Annotated in this window: 18 protein-coding genes and 1 pseudogene; 2 read left to right on the top strand and 17 right to left on the bottom strand. The window is 39.1% G+C overall.

Going from position 1 to position 22703, the window contains the following annotated elements:
• The 4 genes from K6G87_RS05410 to K6G87_RS05395 all read right to left on the bottom strand — a co-directional run.
• On the bottom strand, nt 1–521 hold a 521-nt coding region (locus K6G87_RS05410), incomplete at its 3' end, for an aldo/keto reductase (RefSeq protein WP_296834777.1).
• Nucleotides 522–709: 188 nt separating this feature from the next.
• Nucleotides 710–1822: an SGNH/GDSL hydrolase family protein gene (locus K6G87_RS05405; protein ID WP_296834776.1), complete on the bottom strand. Its 1113-nt coding sequence runs from the start codon at nt 1820–1822 to the stop codon at nt 710–712.
• Nucleotides 1823–1994: 172 nt separating this feature from the next.
• Nucleotides 1995–4388, bottom strand: a complete 2394-nt coding sequence (locus K6G87_RS05400) for a sensor histidine kinase (protein WP_296834775.1) — start codon at nt 4386–4388, stop codon at nt 1995–1997.
• A gap of 97 nt (nt 4389–4485) precedes the next feature.
• Entirely contained in the window at nt 4486–5193 is a 708-nt protein-coding gene (locus tag K6G87_RS05395; RefSeq protein ID WP_296834774.1) for a response regulator transcription factor, read from the bottom strand.
• A gap of 336 nt (nt 5194–5529) precedes the next feature.
• On the opposite strand from K6G87_RS05395, the gene K6G87_RS05390 reads away from it, so the two are divergent.
• Nucleotides 5530–6318 carry a Cof-type HAD-IIB family hydrolase gene (locus K6G87_RS05390; RefSeq protein WP_296834773.1) on the top strand — a complete coding sequence of 263 codons (789 nt, stop codon included), beginning with the start codon at nt 5530–5532 and terminating at the stop codon, nt 6316–6318.
• Nucleotides 6319–6388: 70 nt separating this feature from the next.
• Here the strand turns inward: K6G87_RS05390 and K6G87_RS05385 are convergent, their stop codons facing one another.
• From K6G87_RS05385 to K6G87_RS20050, 13 genes and pseudogenes are all read right to left on the bottom strand, one after another.
• Complete coding sequence (locus K6G87_RS05385) at nt 6389–7462, bottom strand: DUF2804 domain-containing protein (RefSeq protein WP_296834772.1); 1074 nt, start codon at nt 7460–7462, stop codon at nt 6389–6391.
• 162 nt (nt 7463–7624) lie between these two features.
• A complete protein-coding gene (locus K6G87_RS05380; protein ID WP_296834771.1) occupies nt 7625–8701 on the bottom strand; it encodes an iron-containing alcohol dehydrogenase family protein in 1077 nt (358 codons plus the stop codon).
• Nucleotides 8702–8760: 59 nt separating this feature from the next.
• On the bottom strand, nt 8761–9552 hold the full coding sequence (locus K6G87_RS05375) for an ABC transporter ATP-binding protein (protein WP_296834769.1): 792 nt from the start codon (nt 9550–9552) through the stop codon (nt 8761–8763).
• Nucleotides 9545–10438 carry an ABC transporter permease gene (locus K6G87_RS05370; protein ID WP_296834767.1) on the bottom strand — a complete coding sequence of 298 codons (894 nt, stop codon included), beginning with the start codon at nt 10436–10438 and terminating at the stop codon, nt 9545–9547. Before K6G87_RS05370 ends, K6G87_RS05375 begins: the two co-directional genes overlap by 8 nt.
• Before the next feature lie 158 nt (nt 10439–10596).
• A complete protein-coding gene (locus tag K6G87_RS05365) occupies nt 10597–11667 on the bottom strand; it encodes an ABC transporter substrate-binding protein (protein ID WP_296834765.1) in 1071 nt (356 codons plus the stop codon).
• A 410-nt stretch (nt 11668–12077) separates the two neighbouring features.
• Nucleotides 12078–14747 (bottom strand): ABC transporter permease, encoded by a 2670-nt coding sequence (locus K6G87_RS05360; RefSeq protein WP_296834763.1) that lies wholly within the window; start codon nt 14745–14747, stop codon nt 12078–12080.
• A gap of 1 nt (nt 14748) precedes the next feature.
• Nucleotides 14749–15468 carry an ABC transporter ATP-binding protein gene (locus K6G87_RS05355; RefSeq protein ID WP_296834761.1) on the bottom strand — a complete coding sequence of 240 codons (720 nt, stop codon included), beginning with the start codon at nt 15466–15468 and terminating at the stop codon, nt 14749–14751.
• 22 nt (nt 15469–15490) lie between these two features.
• On the bottom strand, nt 15491–16105 hold the full coding sequence (locus tag K6G87_RS05350) for a TetR/AcrR family transcriptional regulator (protein ID WP_296834759.1): 615 nt from the start codon (nt 16103–16105) through the stop codon (nt 15491–15493).
• 147 nt (nt 16106–16252) lie between these two features.
• Nucleotides 16253–17287 (bottom strand): NAD(P)H-dependent glycerol-3-phosphate dehydrogenase, encoded by a 1035-nt coding sequence (locus K6G87_RS05345; protein ID WP_296834757.1) that lies wholly within the window; start codon nt 17285–17287, stop codon nt 16253–16255.
• 88 nt (nt 17288–17375) lie between these two features.
• Nucleotides 17376–18047, bottom strand: coding sequence for a glycerol-3-phosphate 1-O-acyltransferase PlsY (gene plsY / locus K6G87_RS05340; RefSeq protein ID WP_296834755.1), 672 nt, complete (start codon nt 18045–18047; stop codon nt 17376–17378).
• A 25-nt stretch (nt 18048–18072) separates the two neighbouring features.
• Nucleotides 18073–19428 carry a ribosome biogenesis GTPase Der gene (gene der, locus K6G87_RS05335; RefSeq protein ID WP_296834753.1) on the bottom strand — a complete coding sequence of 452 codons (1356 nt, stop codon included), beginning with the start codon at nt 19426–19428 and terminating at the stop codon, nt 18073–18075.
• 147 nt (nt 19429–19575) lie between these two features.
• The gene (locus tag K6G87_RS19900; protein WP_442863362.1) at nt 19576–20754 is read right to left on the bottom strand and encodes a DUF512 domain-containing protein; all 1179 of its coding nucleotides are present in this window, start codon (nt 20752–20754) and stop codon (nt 19576–19578) included.
• Between the two features lie 42 nt (nt 20755–20796).
• A pseudogene (locus K6G87_RS20050) lies at nt 20797–20967 on the bottom strand (PDZ domain-containing protein); the annotation flags it as partial.
• Nucleotides 20968–21274: 307 nt separating this feature from the next.
• On the opposite strand from K6G87_RS20050, the gene K6G87_RS05325 reads away from it, so the two are divergent.
• On the top strand, nt 21275–22474 hold the full coding sequence (locus K6G87_RS05325; RefSeq protein ID WP_296834749.1) for a ribose-phosphate pyrophosphokinase: 1200 nt from the start codon (nt 21275–21277) through the stop codon (nt 22472–22474).
• Nucleotides 22475–22703: the final 229 nt, after the last annotated feature.

The raw sequence follows: 22703 nt of genomic DNA, 5'->3' as shown, positions 1-22703 counted from the left end.
CTTGATCCCAGATGGTACAGCACCTGATTGACGGCACAGTGATCACCATTTGGAACATTTAAAAGCTCTATCATGTCATCTGTGTCAAAGTTAGATACACCCCAATGAAGTATCTTGCCCTTTTGGGCCATCTCTTCCATCTTGTCGACGGTCTCTTCAAGTAAGTAGCTGCCTCTCCAGTGATAGAGGTACATATCAAGGTGATCAGTTCCCATTCGCTTTAATGAAGCATCAAGACTCTTTTCTAGACGGTCTCCTCCGGCATTCGTTGGAAGGACCTTTGATACAAGATACAAGGACTCTCTGTCCATGCCTTTTATTGCTTGTCCAACAAGTTCTTCAGAAAGTCCGTCCCCATACATCTCGGCTGTATCGATCATGGTAACTCCTTCATTTATTCCTGCAAGAAGGGCTTCCATTTCCTCTTTTTGCTTGCTTGGATCAAGTCCAAGATACCATGTTCCAAGGCCAAATTTGGGAAAAGAACTTCCATCCCATAATTTCAAAGTTTCAATCTTCATATAAAACCTCACCGCATAGATATCAACAATTACTACACAAAATTATATCACTTTATGTAGGGCCCTTGGTAAGACTTAAGGGATTAATCTTCGCACATTATAAACACTCGTATTTCCTTTTTATACCCAATTAATTTTTGTATTTAAGTATCACTTATTATTTTTAGCTTTTTCTTTAACTGATGTGATCACATGCCATATAGCCACAGCTCTTTTATAAACCTTGCCAGCTCGCCTGCTGCCACTTTATGAGAAGCAGCTGAAGGATGCCAGTCAGCCCCGTAGCCATACTTTTCAAAGTTCTGCGGAGTAAAGCGAAAGGCATATACTTCATCATATCCGCTTTCTTTTTTGAATATATCAGCAGCCTCCTTCTGGGTTTCAAATAGTCTGTCTCCCATAAGGCCGAAGGCTACAACGATCTTGGACGTTGGATTAAGGCTGTGCACTTTTTCAAGGAATGAAACATAGGCTTTACCAAAAGCCTTCCTTTTATCTTCGTCGTCCTGGATATAGCTGTCATCATTGGTTCCAAGATTTATGACTATGATATCGGGCTTTCTTTCTAATTCAAAATCCCATTTTCTGCTCTCCATCTGCATTCCCCTGAACGTATTGTAGGAATAAGCAAATATATCATAGTAAGGCTGGATCAGCTCTTCAAGCTTAGGAACCTGAGGATCAGGCGTATAGCCTGATATAAGGCCGTGTCCGCTATAAGATACCATGCTGTGGTCAGCATCAAGCTCTTTAGCTGTAAGATAAGAAAATGCCTTTAAAACATTCTCTGTTCCTGTAGAAAAAGTATGTAACTCATCAGGAACATCAATGCCATAACCGCAGGTAATAGAATCCCCTATAAACTCTATATATTTATCCTTTAAACTGGTTGGAACTGCAGGACCATCAGACAATATCTTAATAACTCCAAGCCCTACTGTAGACATTCTGGGCTCTGAAAGCTTTATGATTCTTACAATATGCTCAGAAGGCGCGATACTTTCATCAAGTCCGCATACGTCAAAGACTTCTACAGGCTTTTTGATAACAGTATCAAGCTGCATGATCCCATCTACTATAACTGCAACTCTTGCCTGGTCTCTCCATGGCTGAGGCTCATTTTCTTTAGTAGTTGTTGTAGAATCGCCATAGAAAGTCACAGTAAGCTTTGTACCTGTATACTTAAATTCCACTCCTGAGCAGGAAAGACTTAGAACTCTGCAATCGTCGAGCATGAATGTCCTTCCAAGAGTTTTTACATATTCATTTGTTGGCAAAAAAATGTGTTCTTTTAATCCCATAAATTCCCCCTGAGGTATAAATTTTTATAGCAGTATTTGTTGACCACCCATCATCTAAAGATAATGGGTGGTCTTACTATACTATAAATACTACTATACAGATGCAGACTGCTGTAGTGTCAAAGCCCAGTCTTACTCTATTGTTAATACAAATACTACTATACCTCAAAATTCAGCTTGCTAACATATCTGTTATGGGAAAAGATACAGTTGCCTTAAATAAGTCTCCGTCAATTGTAAGGTCCATCTGTCCTCCCATGGACTCTGTAAGAGATCTCGCAATTGAAAGTCCAAGTCCGTTACCTTCAGTATTTCTTGATATATCTCCTCTTACGAATCTCTCCATCAGTTCATCAGAAGATATATTAAGTTTATCCTTTGAAATGTTCTTAAAGGTATACTGGGCGCGGCCATCTTTTTCCAAAAGCTCTATATAAGCTCTTGTTCCCTCTTGAGAATACTTGACTATATTGCTCAAAAGGTTATCAAATATTCTGAAAAGATATCTGTTATCAGCTTTTACATATACGTCCTTATCAGGAACTTCAGTAACTACCGTGATATTCTTACTTGTAAGCCTGTCATCAAATTCGCCTACAGACTGGTTAATGAGAACTCTTGCATTAATATTCTCCATATTGAACTTGATGCTGCCGGTAGCAGCCTTGGAAGCTTCTATAAGATCTTCTATAAGCTTTTTAAGTCTCTTGGCCTGCCTGTCGAGAACTTCAAGATAAGATCTTGCCGTCTCATTTTCAATGTCTTCTTTTTGTAATAAATCTACATAATTGATAACAGAGGTAAGAGGTGTTTTGATATCGTGGGATACATTAGTTATAAGCTCAGTCTTTAATCTTTCGCTCTTCATACGTTCACTTATAGCAGTATTCAAGCCGCTTCCAAGCTTGTTAAGAGCATTACCGTGCTCTTCAAGATCTATATACATATTACTTGTATCAACTGTTACGTCCATATTTCCATTTGCCATTTCCACAGCTGTCTTTTTAAGGCTCGCATACTGTTTCAGTACTTTAATGAGGATAATGGCAAGAACAATTTTTTCCAAAAACCATATGAATATAAGGCTCTGCTTATCATCAATTGTGGCAAGTCCCATAAATTCGGCAAATGATATCACAAGGCATATGGCAATTATTCTGTGACTCCACTTAACTGATCTTGAAATAAGTCGCATAGAAGCTCTTATAGGTCCAAAGATGGCTCTGATAAGCTTAAAGCAAAGGGTATTTTCCCAGAAATGTCCCCTCTTAAAATTTATGACTACGCTTTCAAACCACACTATACCTATAAAGATTGCCAGCGCTATGCCAAAACCTGCAAAGATTGCTGCCAAAGCGCTTGATGGCATCTGACTATTTGAAAGAAAAGCTATGAGGCATCCCGGGATCATTTCAGCTATAGCGAATATACAAGCGGCTATCTCCATAGAGATGTCTGCCAGAATATCGGTATTTAAGGATCCTTTATTTTCATATCTGCCAGCTCTTAAAATAAGGATCATCACCAGAATCAATACCATAAAAGCAGATATTACTGCAAGTATGGGAAGAAGCACGTGAAGTGCCGGAATGACTTTTAAATATCTTGATGCCTGAACGAAAAAGCTGTCAGAAGACTGTTTCTGCCCCGGAAAGCAGATAACGGTATAAACTTTATAGGTTGATTCACCGACATCAATAAGGACCGATGATACAGAATCAAGGGTACATGCGCCATATTCTGACCTTTCAAGTTCGTCGTGAAGGCTTGTAATATCCGCAACATATGAAAGTGACAATATTCCGGATGAATTATTGCCATAAAGCTCAAGTACATAATCACTATCATCATCGCCAAGTGCCGGATACTTCTTTCCATCTATATAAAGAGCATCCTGATCTTCATCGTCGTCTATACCCAAAGCCTGTCTCTGATTCTCCCAGATGCGGTCATAGATATTGCAGGTATTATAGGTTCCTCCATCTGTATTAACCGCGTATTTATAGGAGTTATCTTCAAGGCATAAGAACTTCTCGCCGTCCCATATATAAGCCATTTGGCCTACTATATCATAGCCGATTCCCTTAATATCTATAGTCTGATAATCATACGCGTCATAACTTATGACATCATTATTTCTGGTAAAAAGAAAATCATACAACCTGTCTGAAAGAATGAATTCACTGTCTTTAGAAGTAGGAACATATGCTGTATAGTACTCACTTGGCAGATCTTGCGAGAAATTCCTGAAGACGTAAGTCTTGTCATCATTAAGGTCTATATCACTAAGATCTGAATAATTACCTTCTATTACGCCTATATTACAGCCCTTATCTTCCATGAAGCCTTCATTAAAGTCATCATCCTTGTCTGAAACTGCCCAGATAGCATAATCATAGGCAGCCTGATTCATAAGAACTTTCTTTAATGAAACTCCTGAATAGTTCATAAGTCCGCAATTGTCCATGCTATATAAAACTACATAACACGTTATTAAAAGCATTGAAAATATACAAATGGCAATTATATTGATCGTATGCCACGCTCTTTTATATGTTTTACTCATCTTTAACCTCATCTTTCCCTCATGCTTAGATCACGCTTCGATCTTATTTCTATCACGCTTGATCTATCTTCAGATCACGCTTTTGTATATCTTCAGATCAAGCTTCGATCTTGTATCCATGCCCCCAGACAGCTTTTAAATATCTGGGATTGGCACTGTCATACTCAATTTTCTCCCTTATGTGACGGACGTGAACTGCAACAGTGCTTTCAGCTCCGATTGCCTGTCCATTCCATACAGCTTCATATATCTTCTTAGGTGATAAAACCTCATTCTTGTGCTGCATCAGAAGCTTTAATATCTGATACTCGATCGGCGTAAGACTTACAATATTGCCATCAAGATATACTTCCTTGGCCTTGTCATCAAGTTCGATACCTCCGACAGTGATCCTGTCATTGTCTTCACTTAAAGATCCCGCCATACATCCAAGCTGTGTATAGCGCCTGAGCTGGGATCTGACCCTCGCGATAAGCTCAACAGGATTAAAAGGCTTGGTCACATAATCATCTGCCCCTATATTAAGGCCCATGATCTTATCAGTATCTTCACTTTTTGCAGTCAAAAGGATGACCGGCACATTGGAAATCTTACGAATTGACGCCATGGCTGTTATCCCGTCCATAACAGGCATCATTATATCAAGAAGTAATAAACTCACGTCCCTTCCTGCTTCGCTTTTCATGATATCCAAAGCTTCTTTACCATTAGATGCCTTTATAACTTCAAGCCCTTCGCTTTCAAGATATATACTGATAGCTGCTACAATATCAGGTTCGTCGTCACATATAAGTATCTTGTTCATAATCCCTGCGATCTTAATATTCACAGCTTTCCTTTATCTTCTATAAATCTTTAAAGCTTTATAAAAGACAGGATGATCAGAAAGCCATAATTAAAATCTTCTCCCCTCGTATTATGATTTATTAGAATTTATAAAAAACAGATCTGTTTGTTTACAGTCTATATTGTAGTGCTACACTTATTAAGTTCCAAGTGGGGAAATGTTTAAGATTTGTTTAAGATTCCAAAAGAATTTCATCCATTCGACCATTTCCATATCTTTATGAAAAGATTGAAAAAATTTGAAATATGTTTTATAAAAGTAAGATAGGATTTTTTAGAAAGATGAAAAGGATTTATGAAAAAATACGTATTTTTTGATATCGATGGCACTCTCTGGGATCATCATCAGATAATCCCCCAAAGCACCAAAAAGGCTATAAAAATGCTCAAAGAAAACGGCCATGCTGCCTATATAAACACTGGCAGAGCCCGTTCCAACATTATAGAAAAAGAGCTTCTATCTCTTGGCTTTGAAGGAATTGTTGCAGGATGCGGCACCCATATAGAAAAAAATAACAAGGTCATCTACGAAAAGCTCATGACAGATGAACAGATAATGCGCTCTTTAAAGGTTCTTAATGATAACCACATGCCTATGGTATATGAGGGACCTGAATATCATTTCTTCAATGTTGATGACTTTATAGAAATAGGCGATCCATATGTCAAGATTCTTAAAGAAAGGCTGGGCCCCATTGCCAAAGCCACATCCGAGATCTCCAAAGGCACAAGGATCAATAAGTTTAGTGCTGACATCAGCAAAGACACAGACTTTGATAAAGTAATGGACCTTCTGCCTGATTTTGATTTCATCAATCACAATGGCGTGATCGTCGAGGTAATCCCTGAAGGATATTCCAAGGCAACCGGAATTAAAGAGCTTATGAATATCGAGAACATAGACCTTGATGATGTATATGTCGTTGGTGACAGCATGAATGACATGGATATGTTCAAGCTTGCCAGTCACTCAATCTGCATGGGTAATGGAGATGACCGCATCAAAGAAGTCGCCGAATATGTCACTACAAATCTCCACGAAGATGGCATATACAATGGCTTAAAGCACTACGGCCTTATATAAATAAAAACCCCATCTTTCATCATTTCCATTTACAAAATTGGAAATAATGATAGATAGGGCTTTTGAATTATCAATATTTATTATGAACTTTTTCGATAAAGCAGAGCATATCCTTAACTTCTATGACTTTGTCATCATCAAGAACTGCCTTACCGTTCATGCGACCAAAGACCTGATGCTGATCCGATATGATGAGTTTATAGTCAAGCTTTGCAGCTCTGTCAAGAACCGGCTTAAAGGTCATTTCAAAGCGCTTGTCTGATGATGAAATCTTCCAGTCTTCCATATATCTTGGACTGTCCATATCATAAAGACTTATATCATTAGGAATCTCTATAGTAATATCATCAAGCTTATGAACTATTCCGTCGTATATGATGACATTCTCCGTTGCTGCAGAGGTATTTCCAAAGCCATATCCTATATTAAAGCCAAAGTCATGACCATCAATTTTTGCATTTCCATTGCCCCAATACCAGGTATTGTCATAGGTCCAGACTCCCCTGCCCCAGTCAAGAGTTGCATAATCCTTATTCTTGTCAAAAGAATAAGTCTTACCATCATAGGTGATCGTACCGGAAGCTTTCATGCAGTTGATCTTCTGGTTATAATAAAATGCATGCTTCTTATCCCAGGGAGTAGCAATTACCATACTATCCATATGGGGTTCATCCAGGATTATATCTGCCTTTAAGTTTTTACCATTATTAAAATTCTTAAAAGCACATTTTATGTGTCTACTATTTTCATCTTTTTTATATAACAGGTGAAGTGTATCATTTTTAAAGCTGGCGTTGCCCTTTTCAGAGCTTTCAGGCATATGCATCTTGCCCATAGGGAATACATTAAGAACTGTCTGCGTATGTTCATGTGGAGTATCAGGTCCAAAATGTAATAATGATACAGATTGAAGACCTATATAGCCATCATCAGAAAGAGTAAATGCTGCTGCAAAGCTCTCGTCATCCGGACCATCTGCATCATGAATTATCATGTAATAGTCCCATTCCTTGATCCTGAACTTTGGAGCCTTGATCATATCCCTTTTGTACTGCCAGATCTGACTTCTGGCCCAACCGGGATTTACTATCTCGCCATCATTTCCAAGCAGTAACTGACTATCTGTGATCTCAATACTTCTCATATGCATGTCCCCCTTGCATTTGCAAAAAGTCTGCTATCTTTATTGTCAACTTATTTATCACAAATCTGCTATCTTCTTTAATGTATTATCTATCACACACCTACTATACTCTTTAATGCATTATCTATCACACACCTACTATACTCTTTAATGCATTATTTATCACACACCTGCTATCTTTTTAAGCACATTCTCGTCGATCTTAAATGGTACAGCTGAAAGCTTGGCCTTATTGGAGCAAAGCTCTTCATACGCTATCTCCCTGTATTTAAGAGGTATATCATCAGGATCACAAGCCTTTTTAAATAGTTCATCAAGTTCATCAGGGTCTTTAAGACCTGCTTTTGTCAAAATCCAGTCTCTGTCAGCCTTGTCCATAGCCTTAAGAAACTCTGCCTGGAAGTAGCTAACGCTCTTACCATGAGGGATGTTAAGGCCTATTGTAATAGGATAGCTAAGAGCATGAGGAATAGTCGTACCTGTCTGGGCTATTGTCATACCTGCCATTGTAGAAGCATCCATAAGTATCTGAAGATCTGCATCTGTAGCTTGTCTTTCTCCGGCTATGACATCCTTAACGCTTCTCCAAAGGTCAAGTCCTGAAGAAGCACACATTCTCGTATACTCTGTAGCCTTAGTATGGACAAGTCCCTCTATCATATGAGCAAGAGCATCCAGGGCTGTATTATTTATAATAGATGAAGGTGCAGTCTTTAAGTACTTGCCATCAACAAAAGAAACTGTAGGATAAAGCTTATGTACACTTGACTTCTTGGTGCCAAGTTCGGTTCTTGTAAGAACAGATACTCCCGTAACTTCAGATCCTGTACCGCAGGTTGTAGGTATAGAAGCAACAGGCAGCATATCTGAAGTTTTAGAACCATCGTAAAGGTATTCCCATCCCTCATCCTTATGTAGCATCATAAGTGATATAGCTTTAGAAGCATCAAGGGCTGAGCCTCCTCCTATGCCTATTACAAAGTCGCATGCCTCGGAATTGCCATAGTCCCTTGCATCCATAATGCTCTCTACAGTAGGATTTTCATTAATGCCTTCATATACAGAATACTCTATTTTTGATTCTTTTAGTATACCTATTACATCATTAAATGATCCGTTCTTTTTGGCAGATCCCTTACCTGTTACGATAAGAGCCTTATGTCCAAGTCTTGTAAGGTAATCCTTGTTAGTTATAAGTGCATCCTTACCTGTAAAAACTCTTGTTGGTATATAAAACATTTTAAATTATTGTCTCCTGATTGTATGTTAATTCATTCCTGATACTTTTGAACCTATATTTACTTATCTCTAAGAAGCATTCTGTCGTTGGTAAGCTTCTCTCCAGCCTTGTCCTTAAAGAGTTGCAGCAGGTCTTCAACGGTGGTTTCTGCTCTCTTTGCACCCTCAACATCATAGATGATCTCACCATCATTCATCATGATCGTACGGTTGCCAAGATCAAGGGCAGACTGCATGTTGTGGGTTATCATGAGGCAGGTTATGTTATTCTTTTCTATTACGTCTTTGGTTATGTTTAAGACTTTCTCCGCAGTTGCAGGATCCAGCGCCGCCGTGTGCTCATCAAGAAGAAGGAGCTTAGGTACATTATAGGTTGCCATAAGAAGAGTCAGCGCCTGTCTCTGACCACCTGATAATAATCCTACGGGATGCTTCATCCTGTCTTCAAGTCCCATTCCAAGAAGAGCGAGTCTTTCTCTGAACTCTTTTCTGTCGCGTCCTGTCATATGGGAAAACCAGTCCCTGCTTCCTGACGCAAGATACAGGTTATCCTCAATGCTCATGGATGGTGCTGACCCCTTCATAGGATCCTGAAAAAGTCTTCCAATCACTGCAGCTCTTTTATGCTCCGACATTCTGGTTATATCTGTGCCGTCTAAGATGATGCTACCGCTGTCTACGCTAAATACTCCGCTTATTGCATTTAAAAGGGTAGATTTACCTGCTCCGTTAGAGCCTATAATGCTGATGAAATCTCCTTTTTTCACATCCAGGTTAATATTTTCAAGGGCTTTTTTCTCGTTTACAGTGCCTTTTCCAAAGGTCTTATTTACACAACTTAATTTAAGCATTTGCCTCTCCTTTCTTCCTTATCTTAGAAAGGAAATAAGGTCCGCTTATTGCCAGAATTACAATTATAGAGGATACCAGTTTGAGCATGAAGGCCGGCATGTTAAGTCTAAGAGCCATGGTATATACAAGTCTGAAGAATATTGCTCCGATAACTGCACCGATAACTCCGTAACCTACTCCTTTATTTCGGAAAAAGAGTCTTCCAATAAGAAGAGATGCAAGTGCAATTGTGAGCATTCCTGTTCCAATATCTATGTTTGCAGACTTATTGTACTGGGCTAAAAGGCACCCTGAAAGAGCTGTCAGAGAGTTAGAGAGGCAAAGGCCTGTTATGGTAATTGCCACTGTATTAATAGATGAAGATCTGACCATATCCGGGTTATCTCCAGTTGCTCTTATAGCAAGTCCAAGTTTAGTCCTGAGAAATGCCACAATACAGATCATAACCAAAAGAATTATAAGAATTATGGCAATGAGCTTTGCATATGGAGCCAAAAAGCTGCCCTCTGCCATATCGGAAGCAAAATAAAAAATGCTATCAGATTTATTAATATTAATCTGAGATGATCTGCCCATGACAGCTATATTAATTGAATACAAACCTGTATTAACGGTAATTCCTGCCAGAAGGCTGTCTACACCCATCTTGGTCTGCAGAAGAGCTGTCACAAATCCTGACAGCATGCCGGTAAGCATTGCTGCAAAAAGAGCAAGAAAAGGATGGCCTGAGAGTGTCACCACTGCTCCAACTGCAGCTCCCAGTGTAAATGCGCCATCTGTAGAAAGGTCGCATACATTAAGCATGGTATAACTAAGATACAAGGATAATACTGTAAGTGAGCTGATAAGCCCCAGCTCTACAGCAGTTTGAATAAGGGATGTCATTTATAACCTCATCTTTCGAGTTAATCGAGCTTCGCTTTTTGCTCGTTATAAAATCACTGCTGACGCAGTTCTACGGGTACGGGGCTTCTAACCCCGCACCCGAAATCAAAATATTCCCACCACCAAAAGGTGATGGGTTATCTTGATCATTTTATAGATCATTCAAAGTTTTCAGCGGTCTTGATGGTCTGGATAGAAGTTGCATAGTCTCCAAAAACTTCCTTGGCGCTGTCAAGTGTCATACCCATGACATCCATCATCTCTTCATTGAGAGTTACGATACCGTTGTCAAAGGTCTTAACAGGAACGCTTGCAGGATCAAGCTGATCAAGAAGAATCTCTGCAGCCATATCAGCAGTCTCTATTCCCAGGTTTGCATAGTTAACACCAAATCCAAGAAAGGCTCCGTTAAGGGCAAAGGAATCAGCTCCGCAGTAGTGAGGAATACCTGCATCGCGGAATATCTCATAAATGGAGAGTTCTGCTGTCATGATGGTGTTGTCTGTAGGAGTAAATACAGCCTCTGCTCCCGCAGAAACAAGAGCGTTAGCAGCAAGTGTAACCTCTTCAACATTGGTTCCTGTCTGCTCGATGATCTCAATGCCCTTAGCTTCAAGGAATTCCTTGGCATCATTTATGGCTGTAGTTGATGAATCCTGACCTGCATCATATAAAAGGCCCACCTTGGTGATATCAGGGTCTGCTGCCAGGATCATGTTCATGATAGCTTCTGTATTGAGCATGTCAGATGTTCCAGTAACATTGCTTCCCGGAGCTTCAAGGGATTCTACAAGACCTGCAGCTACGGGATCTGATACAGCTGAGAATACAACAGGAATATCTCCTCCCTCAGTAGCTCCCTGCATAGCCATTGCAACAGGAGTTGTCACACCGATCATCAGGTCTACATCATCAGCCTGGAAGTTGGCTATGATCTGATTAAGTACATTGGCATCAGCATTGGCATTGTCGTATTTAACGTTGAATTTAACGCCTTCTCTTTCTGCAATGACATCAAGCTCACTTTGTATGTTGTCAACGATCTGGTTAAGAGAAGCATCGTCTACATAATTACATATACCAATTGTATACTCCTTTGTACCATCGCCTGTCTGTGCATCTGTACCTTCATTCTGGGTACCGGCTTCCCCGCATCCTACGAGGGCAAGTGTCATTGCTGCTGCCATTCCAAATGACATAAGTTTCTTAGTAATCTGTGTTTTTTTCATAATTTCCTCCATTTTGGTATGAGTCTCGGAGCAGATTTCTAAGTACATGGAAATAAAAAAACTGCCCCTGCATTGATCTAATGCCGGGACAGATAAAATCATCTGCGGTGCCACCCTGCTTGACGTCTAAGACGCCCACTTAACGCATACTATCATATGCTGACCTTTGATCACGGGGAGTCTGCCCCGTCGCCCATACTTAAGTTTGTACTCTTTCTGTTTGCCCTTGGAAGTCCATTCGCCATTATGCTGCATATCGCACTCTCACCATCTGCGACTAGCTGGGATGCTCACATATTGGTTACTTACTCTTCCGCATCGGTTTATTTGATTAAAAGTATAGAAGTCGAAAACTCTTTTGTCAAGGGAATATGCACTTGTGGATAATTCCTATAAATATGAATGATCACTCACTCATTGGCCTTGAGACTTGCGACCATATCTACCTTTTTAAGGCTGCGTGACAATACTATGCTTGTTCCAGCCATGATCAAAAGAGTTCCTATAATTGCAATAAGATAGGCTGATATATCTATATTGGCAAAGAAATCATAATTATCACCTATAGCATATTTAAACAAATAATCAGTGAATTCATAACCAAGAGGAAGCCCTAGTATTATACCTACTATTGTAAGCCAGAGATTCTGCTGAGTGTATATAAGTGCCAGCTTATGGAACCTGAATCCAAGCACTTTGAGTGTTGCAAACTGGTACATCTTCTCGCTCAAAGCAAGGATTCCCATGTTGTAGATGATGATAAAGCCAAGAATAGCTGATATAGTTATAAGAAGGATTATCATATTGTTGATCATCTCAAGCATGGTATTCATCTGCTCTTTCATAGACTCGATAGACGTAATCGCAGATACACCATCTATGTCAGAATCTGTCACATCACCAAGATCATCATCTGTGTAGATAGTATCGCAGTTGTAATCCTCACCCAGGGCTTCGAATGCTGCTCTTGTCATGGAGAACTGCTGACTTTGAGGATCTCTGTAAGCGGATACTATCTTAGTTTCATACCAGTCATCCTCTCCCATTATCCTCCAGGTTACTGTATCTCCCAGTGACAGATCATTTTGTTTAAGAAGCTTTTCTGTTGCATATAATGCACCCGCTTCATTAATATCACCATCGGTATTATCCGGAATACCATCATCAATATTATAAGTTGTTGTATCATGCCCGGACACTCTCAAAAAGCCATCAGAATCATTGACAGTTATGGCTGATGTTATGATATCGCCATCAGAGTCTTTATATTCAATAGCAACTGTCTGACTTGAGGCATCTCCGTATATATCAAATAGTTCGCCAAGTCTTTCATCAGATACGTTCTCTGAGAGTGTCAGTTTATATTTATAAGCCTGTATCTTATCAAACTCCCATTCCAGATAATGATGAAGGGAATCCTGCATGCCAAACGCCATTACTATCAGTAAGGTTGAGCCCATAACACCAACTATTGCCATAATGCTTCTGGACTTGCTTCTTAAAATATCCCTTAGATTCCACTTAATAGAAAAAGGAAGCCTTTCGCTTAATCCCTTGCCGCCTTCTTTTGCTCTGATCTTAATATGCGGTACTTCAAGTCTTAGTGTTTGAGCAGCAGATTCTTTCAGGATGCTCTTTATGGACAGGTAAGTTATTATCGTAATAGCTGCTACGATCATCATAGCAACAAAATAGTTCTTACTAAGAATACATCTGTGAGCTTCCGGAAGATCGAACATAGACAGCTCCATATTTAGAAATGGCTGGCCAAGTACAGGTCCTCCAATTACAAGGCCAAGTATGGCAGCTAAAAGACTCACCCAAAAGCCGTATGAGATATAATGGATCGTAACTCTTCGATTTCTAAAGCCTAAAGCTTTTAAGGTACCAATCTGAACTCTCTGCTTCTTAACAAATCGGCTCATAGTTGTCACTACAGAAAGCCCTGCAATAAATACAAACAGGAATGTAAACATCTCTGAATATGTATCTCCCTCTTCCGATTCAGACTTTAATGTTGCATAAGACCCCCACACGTCTCTATCAGTAATAGCACTTATAGAGGTGTCATCAAATTCATATATTTCATTTTTGACAGACTTTAGTTTATCTTCGAATTGAATCAATTCTTTAGAATTGATATATGGATTTGGCGCTGTACCTGTCACATCAACTATTGCATATGGATATACATAGGAGTCTTCAAGCTCAAAATCAGGATCCAAAGCTTTTATAAAAGCTTCCTTATCTGATACATCTGCCTTTCCAGAATTTATCAGACCTGCTTTATCCAAAGCTGTTTCAAGATCCACGTCCTCATCTATATCAAGCTCACTTTTTACATAATCAATATCAGCTCCCATAGATTTATATGTATCTACAGCATTCTGAATGTCAGCTGCGCTTTCAAGCATTTCTGTAATATCATCTTCTTTTAAAATTTCATCATAAATGTATTCTTCAGGAAACTCATTTATTGAAAGATATGCCCATCCAAAGTCTGCAGCATCCTGGAATATAACTGATGAATCAGATACTGTATATACGTGATCAGGAGATGATACTATTCCTCTTACTATTTCAGTAAATTCATACCCTTCTACATAAAATGTAAGTTCATCGCCGACTTTAATTTCCCTTGCTTTGGCAAAATAATATCCAAGCCAGACACCATCTTTGTCAGGGCTGTATTCTTCACCATCTCTTAGATACATAGATGATATATTTTTAGTATCATCTTCTCCGTCCAGGAAATTAAGCTCCATCTGAATATTCAACGGCTTAGTATCGTCCTTACTTTTTATATCTACTGAGCCGGGCACAGTCAGATATCTTTCTACGTCAGTAACATTATCTAAAGCCTTTATTTTGTCTATATCATCATCAGTAAAGTTCTCACCAAAAAGCCATAGATCCTCAAGGTTACCCTTCTCATAGAACTCTACTGACGAGTATTTAAGCCCATCAGAAAAGGCATTTATTCCTGAAAAAGCCATTATAGCTAAAAATACCATGGCAAAAATAGTAAAGAACTGTCCAAAGTTTCTTTTTATATCTCTGAATATTTTTATCCTAAGCATATTACCATTGAACCTCATCTATGTCTGCAGGGTTTTCGTTCTTATCAACGCTCTTTATCTTTCCGTTCTTGACACGTATAACAACGTCTGCGATATCTGCAATAAGGGCATTATGTGTAACGATAATAACTGTGTTATTACCCCTTTCCTTTGTTGTCTGTTTCTTAAGTATCTTAAGGATCATTACGCCAGTTTGAGAATCAAGGGCTCCTGTAGGCTCATCGCATAGCAAAAGTGCAGGATTCTTGGCTATAGCTCTTGCTATAGAAACGCGCTGCTGTTCACCGCCCGAAAGCTGATTGGGGAACTTGTACATGTGTTCAGATAAGCCAACATCCTCAAGTGCCTCTGTAGCGTCAAGGTGATCTTTTACAATTTCACTTATAAGCTCAACATTTTCTTTGACAGTAAGAGATGGAAGAATGTTATAGAACTGGAATATAAATCCAACAGATTTAGCTCTAAAATCGCTTAGCTTATTCTCAGAATAGCCTGTTATATTCTCCCCATTTACAATTACTTCTCCCTCAGAAGGAGTATCCATACCACCAATAAGATTAAGAAGTGTAGACTTACCAGCTCCTGATGGTCCGAGTATTACTACAAGCTTGCCCTCTTCTATATCCAGATCAACATGGTCCAGGGCACGATATTCCTTCTCTCCAACGTTGTAAACTTTTGATACATTTCTTAAAGACACTTTATTAACTGCTTTATTCACTTTTTTCCTCCTTAACCGGCATTTACATCAATATGCAATCAAGCCAGCCCTTAACTAAAAACAGCATGATCTTGCGGGTTCTTTCTTTGGCCGCCTTAACGTCCTCCTCATGAGTAACAAGATGTATATAGGCTTCCACATGTAGATGTGACAGCCAATGTACCATGTATTCATCTACTTTTTTGCCTTCCTGCTTTGCATAGACTGTTGCCAGCTCACCATACTCTTTTTCAAGTTCTGCAATGATCATATCAGGAGCTTTCTCTAAAGAAGAGCCTGCAGATTTAGTCAGAAGCATAATTGATTCCTGGCGGTGGGTATATAAGATATCTACAAGCTTATCTGCCAAAGCAATTTCATGTTCGAAATCAGAATCTGAAAAATTTTGGCTAATACTATTTTTATCATCCATAATATGCTCTGCAACAGCATGCTGTACCGGAATCAGCACTTGATTTACTATTTCGCCAAAAAGCTCATCCTTATCTTTGAAGAAAAAATAAATAGCGCCTGTAGTACAACCGGCTTTTGAACATATTCTTCTTAAAGAAGCTTTCTCAAAACCATATTCTGAAAATTCTTCCTTTGCCGCAGCAATGATCTTTGCTTTGGTTTCTTCTTTTTCTTTTGTAGACATTTATTCCTCCCCTATCAGCATAACAGTGTTATGTACATAACACTGTTATCTTACTTCACAAATCAGGTTCTGTCAAACATCAATATAAAAATACCCTCCTTACTGGTTTATCCAGTAAAGAGGGCATTAATACAAAGCTTATGTTACTTATTCTTCCGGGAATTCGATCTTGTGACTTTCAACTTTCTTGTCACGAAGCATCAGATCCGCAACAGCTTCCTCTGCAGACTTATTGTTAAAGAGTACCTCACATACCTGCTCTACGATAGGCATCTCTACATCAAAGAGTTTAGAAAGTTTTAGAGCAGCTCTTGCAGAGTAGACTCCTTCTACTACCATCTGAACTTCATCCATAGCTTCCTGCATAGTCTTACCCTGACCTATGAGTATTCCGGCTCTTCTGTTACGAGAGTGCATGGATGCACAGGTTACAATGAGATCACCTATTCCAGAAAGACCTGCAAAGGTTTCAAAGTTACCGCCTGCTGCTATGCCAAGGCGTGTGATCTCAGTGATTCCTCTGGTGATAAGAGCCGCCTTGGTATTATCTCCATAACCAAGTCCATCTGCTATACCAGCAGCAAGGGCGATGACGTTCTTGCAGGCTGCGCCTATCTCTATACCTTTCATATCAGGGCTTATGTAAACCCTGAATACTTTATTCATAAATACATTTTGAAGACGTATAGCATTACTTTCAGATGTTGAACCTACTACGATAGTTGTAGGTGTTCCTTTTCCTACTTCCTCAGCATGAGATGGTCCTGAGAGTACAGTTATATTTTTTCTCGGGAAGTCATTGCCAAGAACATCGTGTATTACCTGACTCATTACAAGAAGCGAGCTTTCTTCGATACCTTTGGAGCAGTTAACTATAAGCTGCTCATTACTAATATATGGTTTAATAAGCTCCATTGTAGATCTTACATGAGCTGAAGGTACCACAAGAACAAGTATGCTCTTTTTCTCTACAGCATCTTTTATTTCTGACGTGAATAATACAGAATCAGGAAGTACGACTCCGGGAAGCTTTTCTTTATTTTCATGATCTTTTTGAAGCTTCTGAGCAGCCTCTTTTCTTCTGGTCCATACTGTGACATCATGTCCGTTATTTGTAAGAAGATATGCAAGAGCTATTCCCCAGCTTCCTGCACCTATGATTCCAATGTTTTCTTTTTTCATAATATAATCTCCATTTTCAAATGATCAATTATATAGCAAAAGGCCAAAAGTCATATATAATACGATCTTTTGACCCTTCTTCACATTATCAGTCAACCTTATTTTTCTTGAAGATATAAGTCTTTCTTTCTTCACCTTTTATAAGCTTAACTATATTACTTCTATGTCTGTAGAATGCAAGTGCTGCCATGATGAAGGCCACAATATACATTTCAATCTTGTCAGCTGATGCCATTGTAGCAAAGCCAAACATTCCATTCTCGCCTTCAATTATGAGAAGGATAAGGAAACCAACATAGATTGCAAGTGATCCAAGTGATACATAATGTGTTATGTTGAAGATAACAAGAAACACTATAAGGAACATAGGTATAAAGCTCCAGTGGAATGCAATTACAAATCCACATGTTGCAGCTATTCCCTTACCACCTTTAAAGTTCATATAAAATGGAAAGTCATGACCTATTATAGCTCCAAAAGCAGTATAGATTTTTAAAAGGTACACATGATCCGGATACATTCCTCCAAATATCCAGCCTACAAGCCATACAGCGATAGCACATTTGAGCATATCTCCAAAAAGCACTGTAAATCCGGCTTTAGGTCCAAGTACGCGAAGTGTATTGGTTGTACCTGCATTACCGCTTCCGTACTTTCTGATATCTATGCCTTTCATTTTCCCATAAAAGTAAGCTGTCTGGATCATTCCAAACAAATAACCAATAACAAGACATATAAATCTGAGAACTACCATATTCATTTCAAGTCTTCTCCCCTACGATCTTTTATTTATGATTACCCTTTACAGAGTTATCCCCTTTTCTTTCACGAACAATGAATCTGAGCGGGGTTCCGGCAAAGCCGAATGCTGCTCTTACCTGATTCTCTATATAACGTGTATATGAGAAATGCATAAGCTTCTTTTCATTAACAAAGATTACAAATGTCGGCGGCTTTACAGAAACCTGTGTCATATAAAAGACTTTAAGGACACGTCCCTTATCTGACGGTGGCTGCTGCATAACAAGAGCCTGCATGAGGATCTCATTAAGAACACCTGTTGCAACACGCATTGAATGATTCTGATATACAGCATCGATCATGTCATAAAGCTTTACAAGTCTCTGACCTGTCTGGGCAGAAACGAAAATGATCTCTGCATATGGCATAAATGACAGTGTCTGTCTGACTTTCTTGGTAAAATCATTGACTGAATGGTTGTCCTTCTCGATAAGGTCCCATTTATTCACAGCTATTATAACTGCCTTGCCGTTGTCATGTGCAATACCGGCAATCTTGGCATCCTGCTCTGTTACACCTTCATCAGCATTGATAACAACTACGCACACATCAGCACGCTCAACCGCACTAACTGTACGAACAAGCATGTACTGTTCAAGATGCTCTTTGATCTTGTTATGACGTCTTATACCGGCTGTATCAATGAAGGTATATTTCTGGCCGTTATGCATTATCTCAGTATCGATGGCATCTCTTGTAGTACCTGCAACATCAGATACGATAAGTCTGTTCTCACCGATGAGTTTGTTGATGATACTGGACTTACCAACATTAGGCTTACCGATTATGGCAACCTTGATATTGTCATCATCCTCTTCTTCATCAGATTCCTTATCCTCAGGGAAAAACTTAACAACTTCCTCGAGCATATCACCGATACCCTGCTGGTTGGCAGCTGAGATCGGCACAGGATCTCCGATTCCGAGATTATAAAACTCATATACATCAAGGCTGTCACGCTTATAGCTGTCAACCTTGTTAACTGTAAGAACTACAGGCTTGCCGCTTCTTCTGAGCATATCAGCAACCTGACTGTCAGCATCTGTTACACCCTGCTTAAGGTCACACAGGAAAATGATAACATCCGCTGTCTCTATCGCAATCTCAGCCTGCTGACGCATCTGAGACAAGATAACATCTTTGGAATCAGGCTCAATACCGCCTGTATCAATAAGAGTAAATACACGTCCAAGCCACTCAACATCCTGATATATACGGTCGCGGGTTACGCCTGGTGTATCTTCTACTATAGAAATTCGTTTTCCGGCAAGTGCGTTGAAAAGTGTTGACTTACCAACGTTAGGTCTGCCGACTACTGCTACAATCTGTTTTCTGGTCATTTTACTTCCTCCATGTTACTAAACACATATCTGACTAAAAGAGATTACACATAATTATCAAAGATAATTTTAATCTCTACAGGTCCGGTCTTTGGACCGAGAGTTAAAATTATCAAAGATAATTTTAATCTCTATTAACATGGGACGTCAGATCTTAAATCCATTTTCAGATAATCGGAATAATCTATCAATAAGGTCGTCACCTTCGTTTCTGATTATCTCAATGTCTATTCCTAGCTTTTGTTCAATCTGCGGAACTGTAACATCATCCAGCAGATAATTCTCTCCGGCTCTTAAGATATTCTGCGGTAGTAAAAGCTTGTCTCCAAGCTCCTTGTCTTTGAGCTGTGCAATAATATCCTTGCCGGTAAGGAGTCCTGTTACTGTAATTCCTTCGCCGAAGAAATGATTGATTATCTCGGCACAGTTAACCTTAAGTCCTTTGCAGTACTCCATTGCCTCATTCATCATATCCACTATATATGGATGGATGAGCTTTCCTGAGACAACTGTGTAAGTATACTTAAAATTATTCAAATAATCAAATAATTTTTGATCTTCCCTGGCAGCCTTTTTAAGTGCATCAAGAGATTCATGGAAATCATCAAGGAGAAGCCTTACCATTCCAACGCCGTTTTCAAGCTGTCCATATCCATCATATAAGGATGCAGGTGGTATTGGAAGTCCTGCTATCATAAACCATTCATCCGATGCATGAATGAAATGGTCTCCGGTTTCTTTAAAGCTCTTCTCCTGCCAGTAAGAGATCTCTTCTACAACTTTCCTTGCTTCCTCCTTGCCAAAAGGCTCTAATGGGAAAAGACCTTTTCTGAACTTTGAAAGTCCCACAGGAACGATAGATACGCTCTTAAGGCTTGGTCTGTATCCGTACAGATCAGATAAGCTTCTGTGAAGCTCTTCTCCGTCATTTATTCCCTTACATAATACGATCTGGGCATTAAGCTCTATTCCGTACTGGGGATCACAGAGCTTTTTGAACTTTTCAAGTGCCTGTCCGGCAAATCTGTTATTGAGCATCTTATTGCGAAGCTCAGGATTAGTAGTCTGAATAGATACATTTATTGGAGACAGGTGATACTTTATGATCCTGTCCACGTCTGCATCTGACATGTTTGTAAGTGTTACATAATTGCCCTGAAGGAATGAAAGTCTAGAATCATCATCCTTAAAATAAAGAGTCTCTCTCATGCCTTCTGGCATCTGATCTATAAAACAGAAAATACACTTGTTATGGCATGATTTATAATCATCCATAAGTCCGTTATCAAATATTATGCCAAGGTCTTCGTCATCGTCCTTCTCAATTTCAAGAAGCCAGGGTTCTCCATCAGGCTTCTCAATAAGGACATTGACCTCACTGTTTTCAGTAAGGTACTGATAGTCAAAAATATCCTTGATCTCCTGATCATTAATTGCTATCAGTCTGTCCATTGGCTCGATTCCGACTTCTTCAGCTATGCTTCCCGGCCTTACATCTCTTATAAAATGGCCTTTAATATCTTTATCCATAAAAACCTCAAGTCTAAAACCACATTATCAATGCGCAGAAATACTGACAATCTGCGCACACAGAATTATTTTATCATGAATAGCCTTGACGTGCTACTGCCTAAATGATAAAACATAGTACGGAAGGGTCATAAATTGCTATTAATTATGTCTATAAGATCCAATCATATTTATAATTAATAGTTACATTTTATACTAATGACCCGCTAACTGTTTACTATAGTAAAGTAATGACAGATAGCTGTTATACTGTGTTTATAACCTTATCACAGCTTTTGGGTTCATTTACTATAATACCGAGAAATGGAGATATAAAATGCCAGATTTTCAGCAGCTCGAAAAAATGATTCCCGTTGCACCTCTTAAACTTGTAGTCCTTGACTCCGCAACAGATCTTGGAGATAAGGTCGACAAATATCTTGTTGATTTCAGAAACAATGTTCACAAAGTACCTGCAGATGATCCTGCTTTTAAGAATTACAGACAGGATTCCTACAAAATGGAACCCAAGCTCGACAGATTTGCTTCAGGTGAAGCAAAAGCTTCTTTGGTAGATTCAATAAGAGGTGATGACCTTTTCATCCTTATGGACATTGTCAACTACAACTGCCCTTACAAGATGAATGGTTTTACCAATTACAAGTCTCCTGATGATCATTATCAGGATCTTAAACGTGTTATCGCTGCTGCTAACGGTAAGGCTAAGCGTCTTAACGTCATCATGCCTTTCCTTTATGTAGGTCGTCAGCACAGAAGAAATCAGCGTGAATCCCTTGATGCTGCTCTTATGTTCAAAGAGCTTGCTGATATAGGAGTTAAGAACTTCATCACATTTGATGCTCATGATCCCAGAATTTCTAACTCAGCACCTTTAAACGGTTTTGATAACTTCATGGCTACTTATCAGTTCATGAAGGAGCTTCTTTTAAATATTGATGACCTTATTGTTGATAAGGATCACCTTATCGTAATAAGCCCTGACGAGGGAGCTCTTGACAGAGCTGTATATTTTGCTAACGTTCTTGGCGCAGATACAGGTATGTTCTACAAACGCCGTGACTATGCTCACGTTGTTAACGGAACCAACCCTATCGTAGCTCACGAATTCCTTGGATCTAACATTAAGGGCAAGGACGTGATCATTGTCGATGATATGATCTCCTCAGGCGCATCTATGATAGATACAAGTAAGCAGCTCAAAGAAATGGGTGCCAAGCGCGTATTTATCGCTTGTACATTTGGTCTTTTTACAGATGGTATGGATAAGTTTGATGATGCTTATGAAAGACGCGAATTCGACTATATCATCTCAACCAACCTTACATATCAGAATCCTGAATATTTGAAACGTCCATACTACCTGGTTGCTGATATGAGTAAGTACATTGCTACTATCATTGATTTCGTCAATCATGATGCATCAACAAGTAACATCCTGATCCCGACATCCAAGATTCATGAAATCGTAAAGCAGTACAACGAGGGTGATCATACACTTTCAGAGCTTAGGAGCTGATTTTTGGTAAAATAAGCTTCCATGTATTTCGGATAAGATTTCGTGTAAGATTTCGTATAATAAACATTTAACCCTTATAAATTTAGAGTTTAATACATTTTTAATATGCGAATGGTCTAAATGGCCATTCGCTTTTTTTATTTAACAAAAAATTAATTAAACTAATTAAATAAAATCTTTCGCCGATATATAAAACGGTTACTTATCTCAAAATATAAATTGGAGGTCA

This window comes from Butyrivibrio sp. (assembly GCF_024699075.1).
Note: the sequence above shows the minus strand (reverse complement) of the source record. Positions and strands in the feature narration are given on the sequence as shown.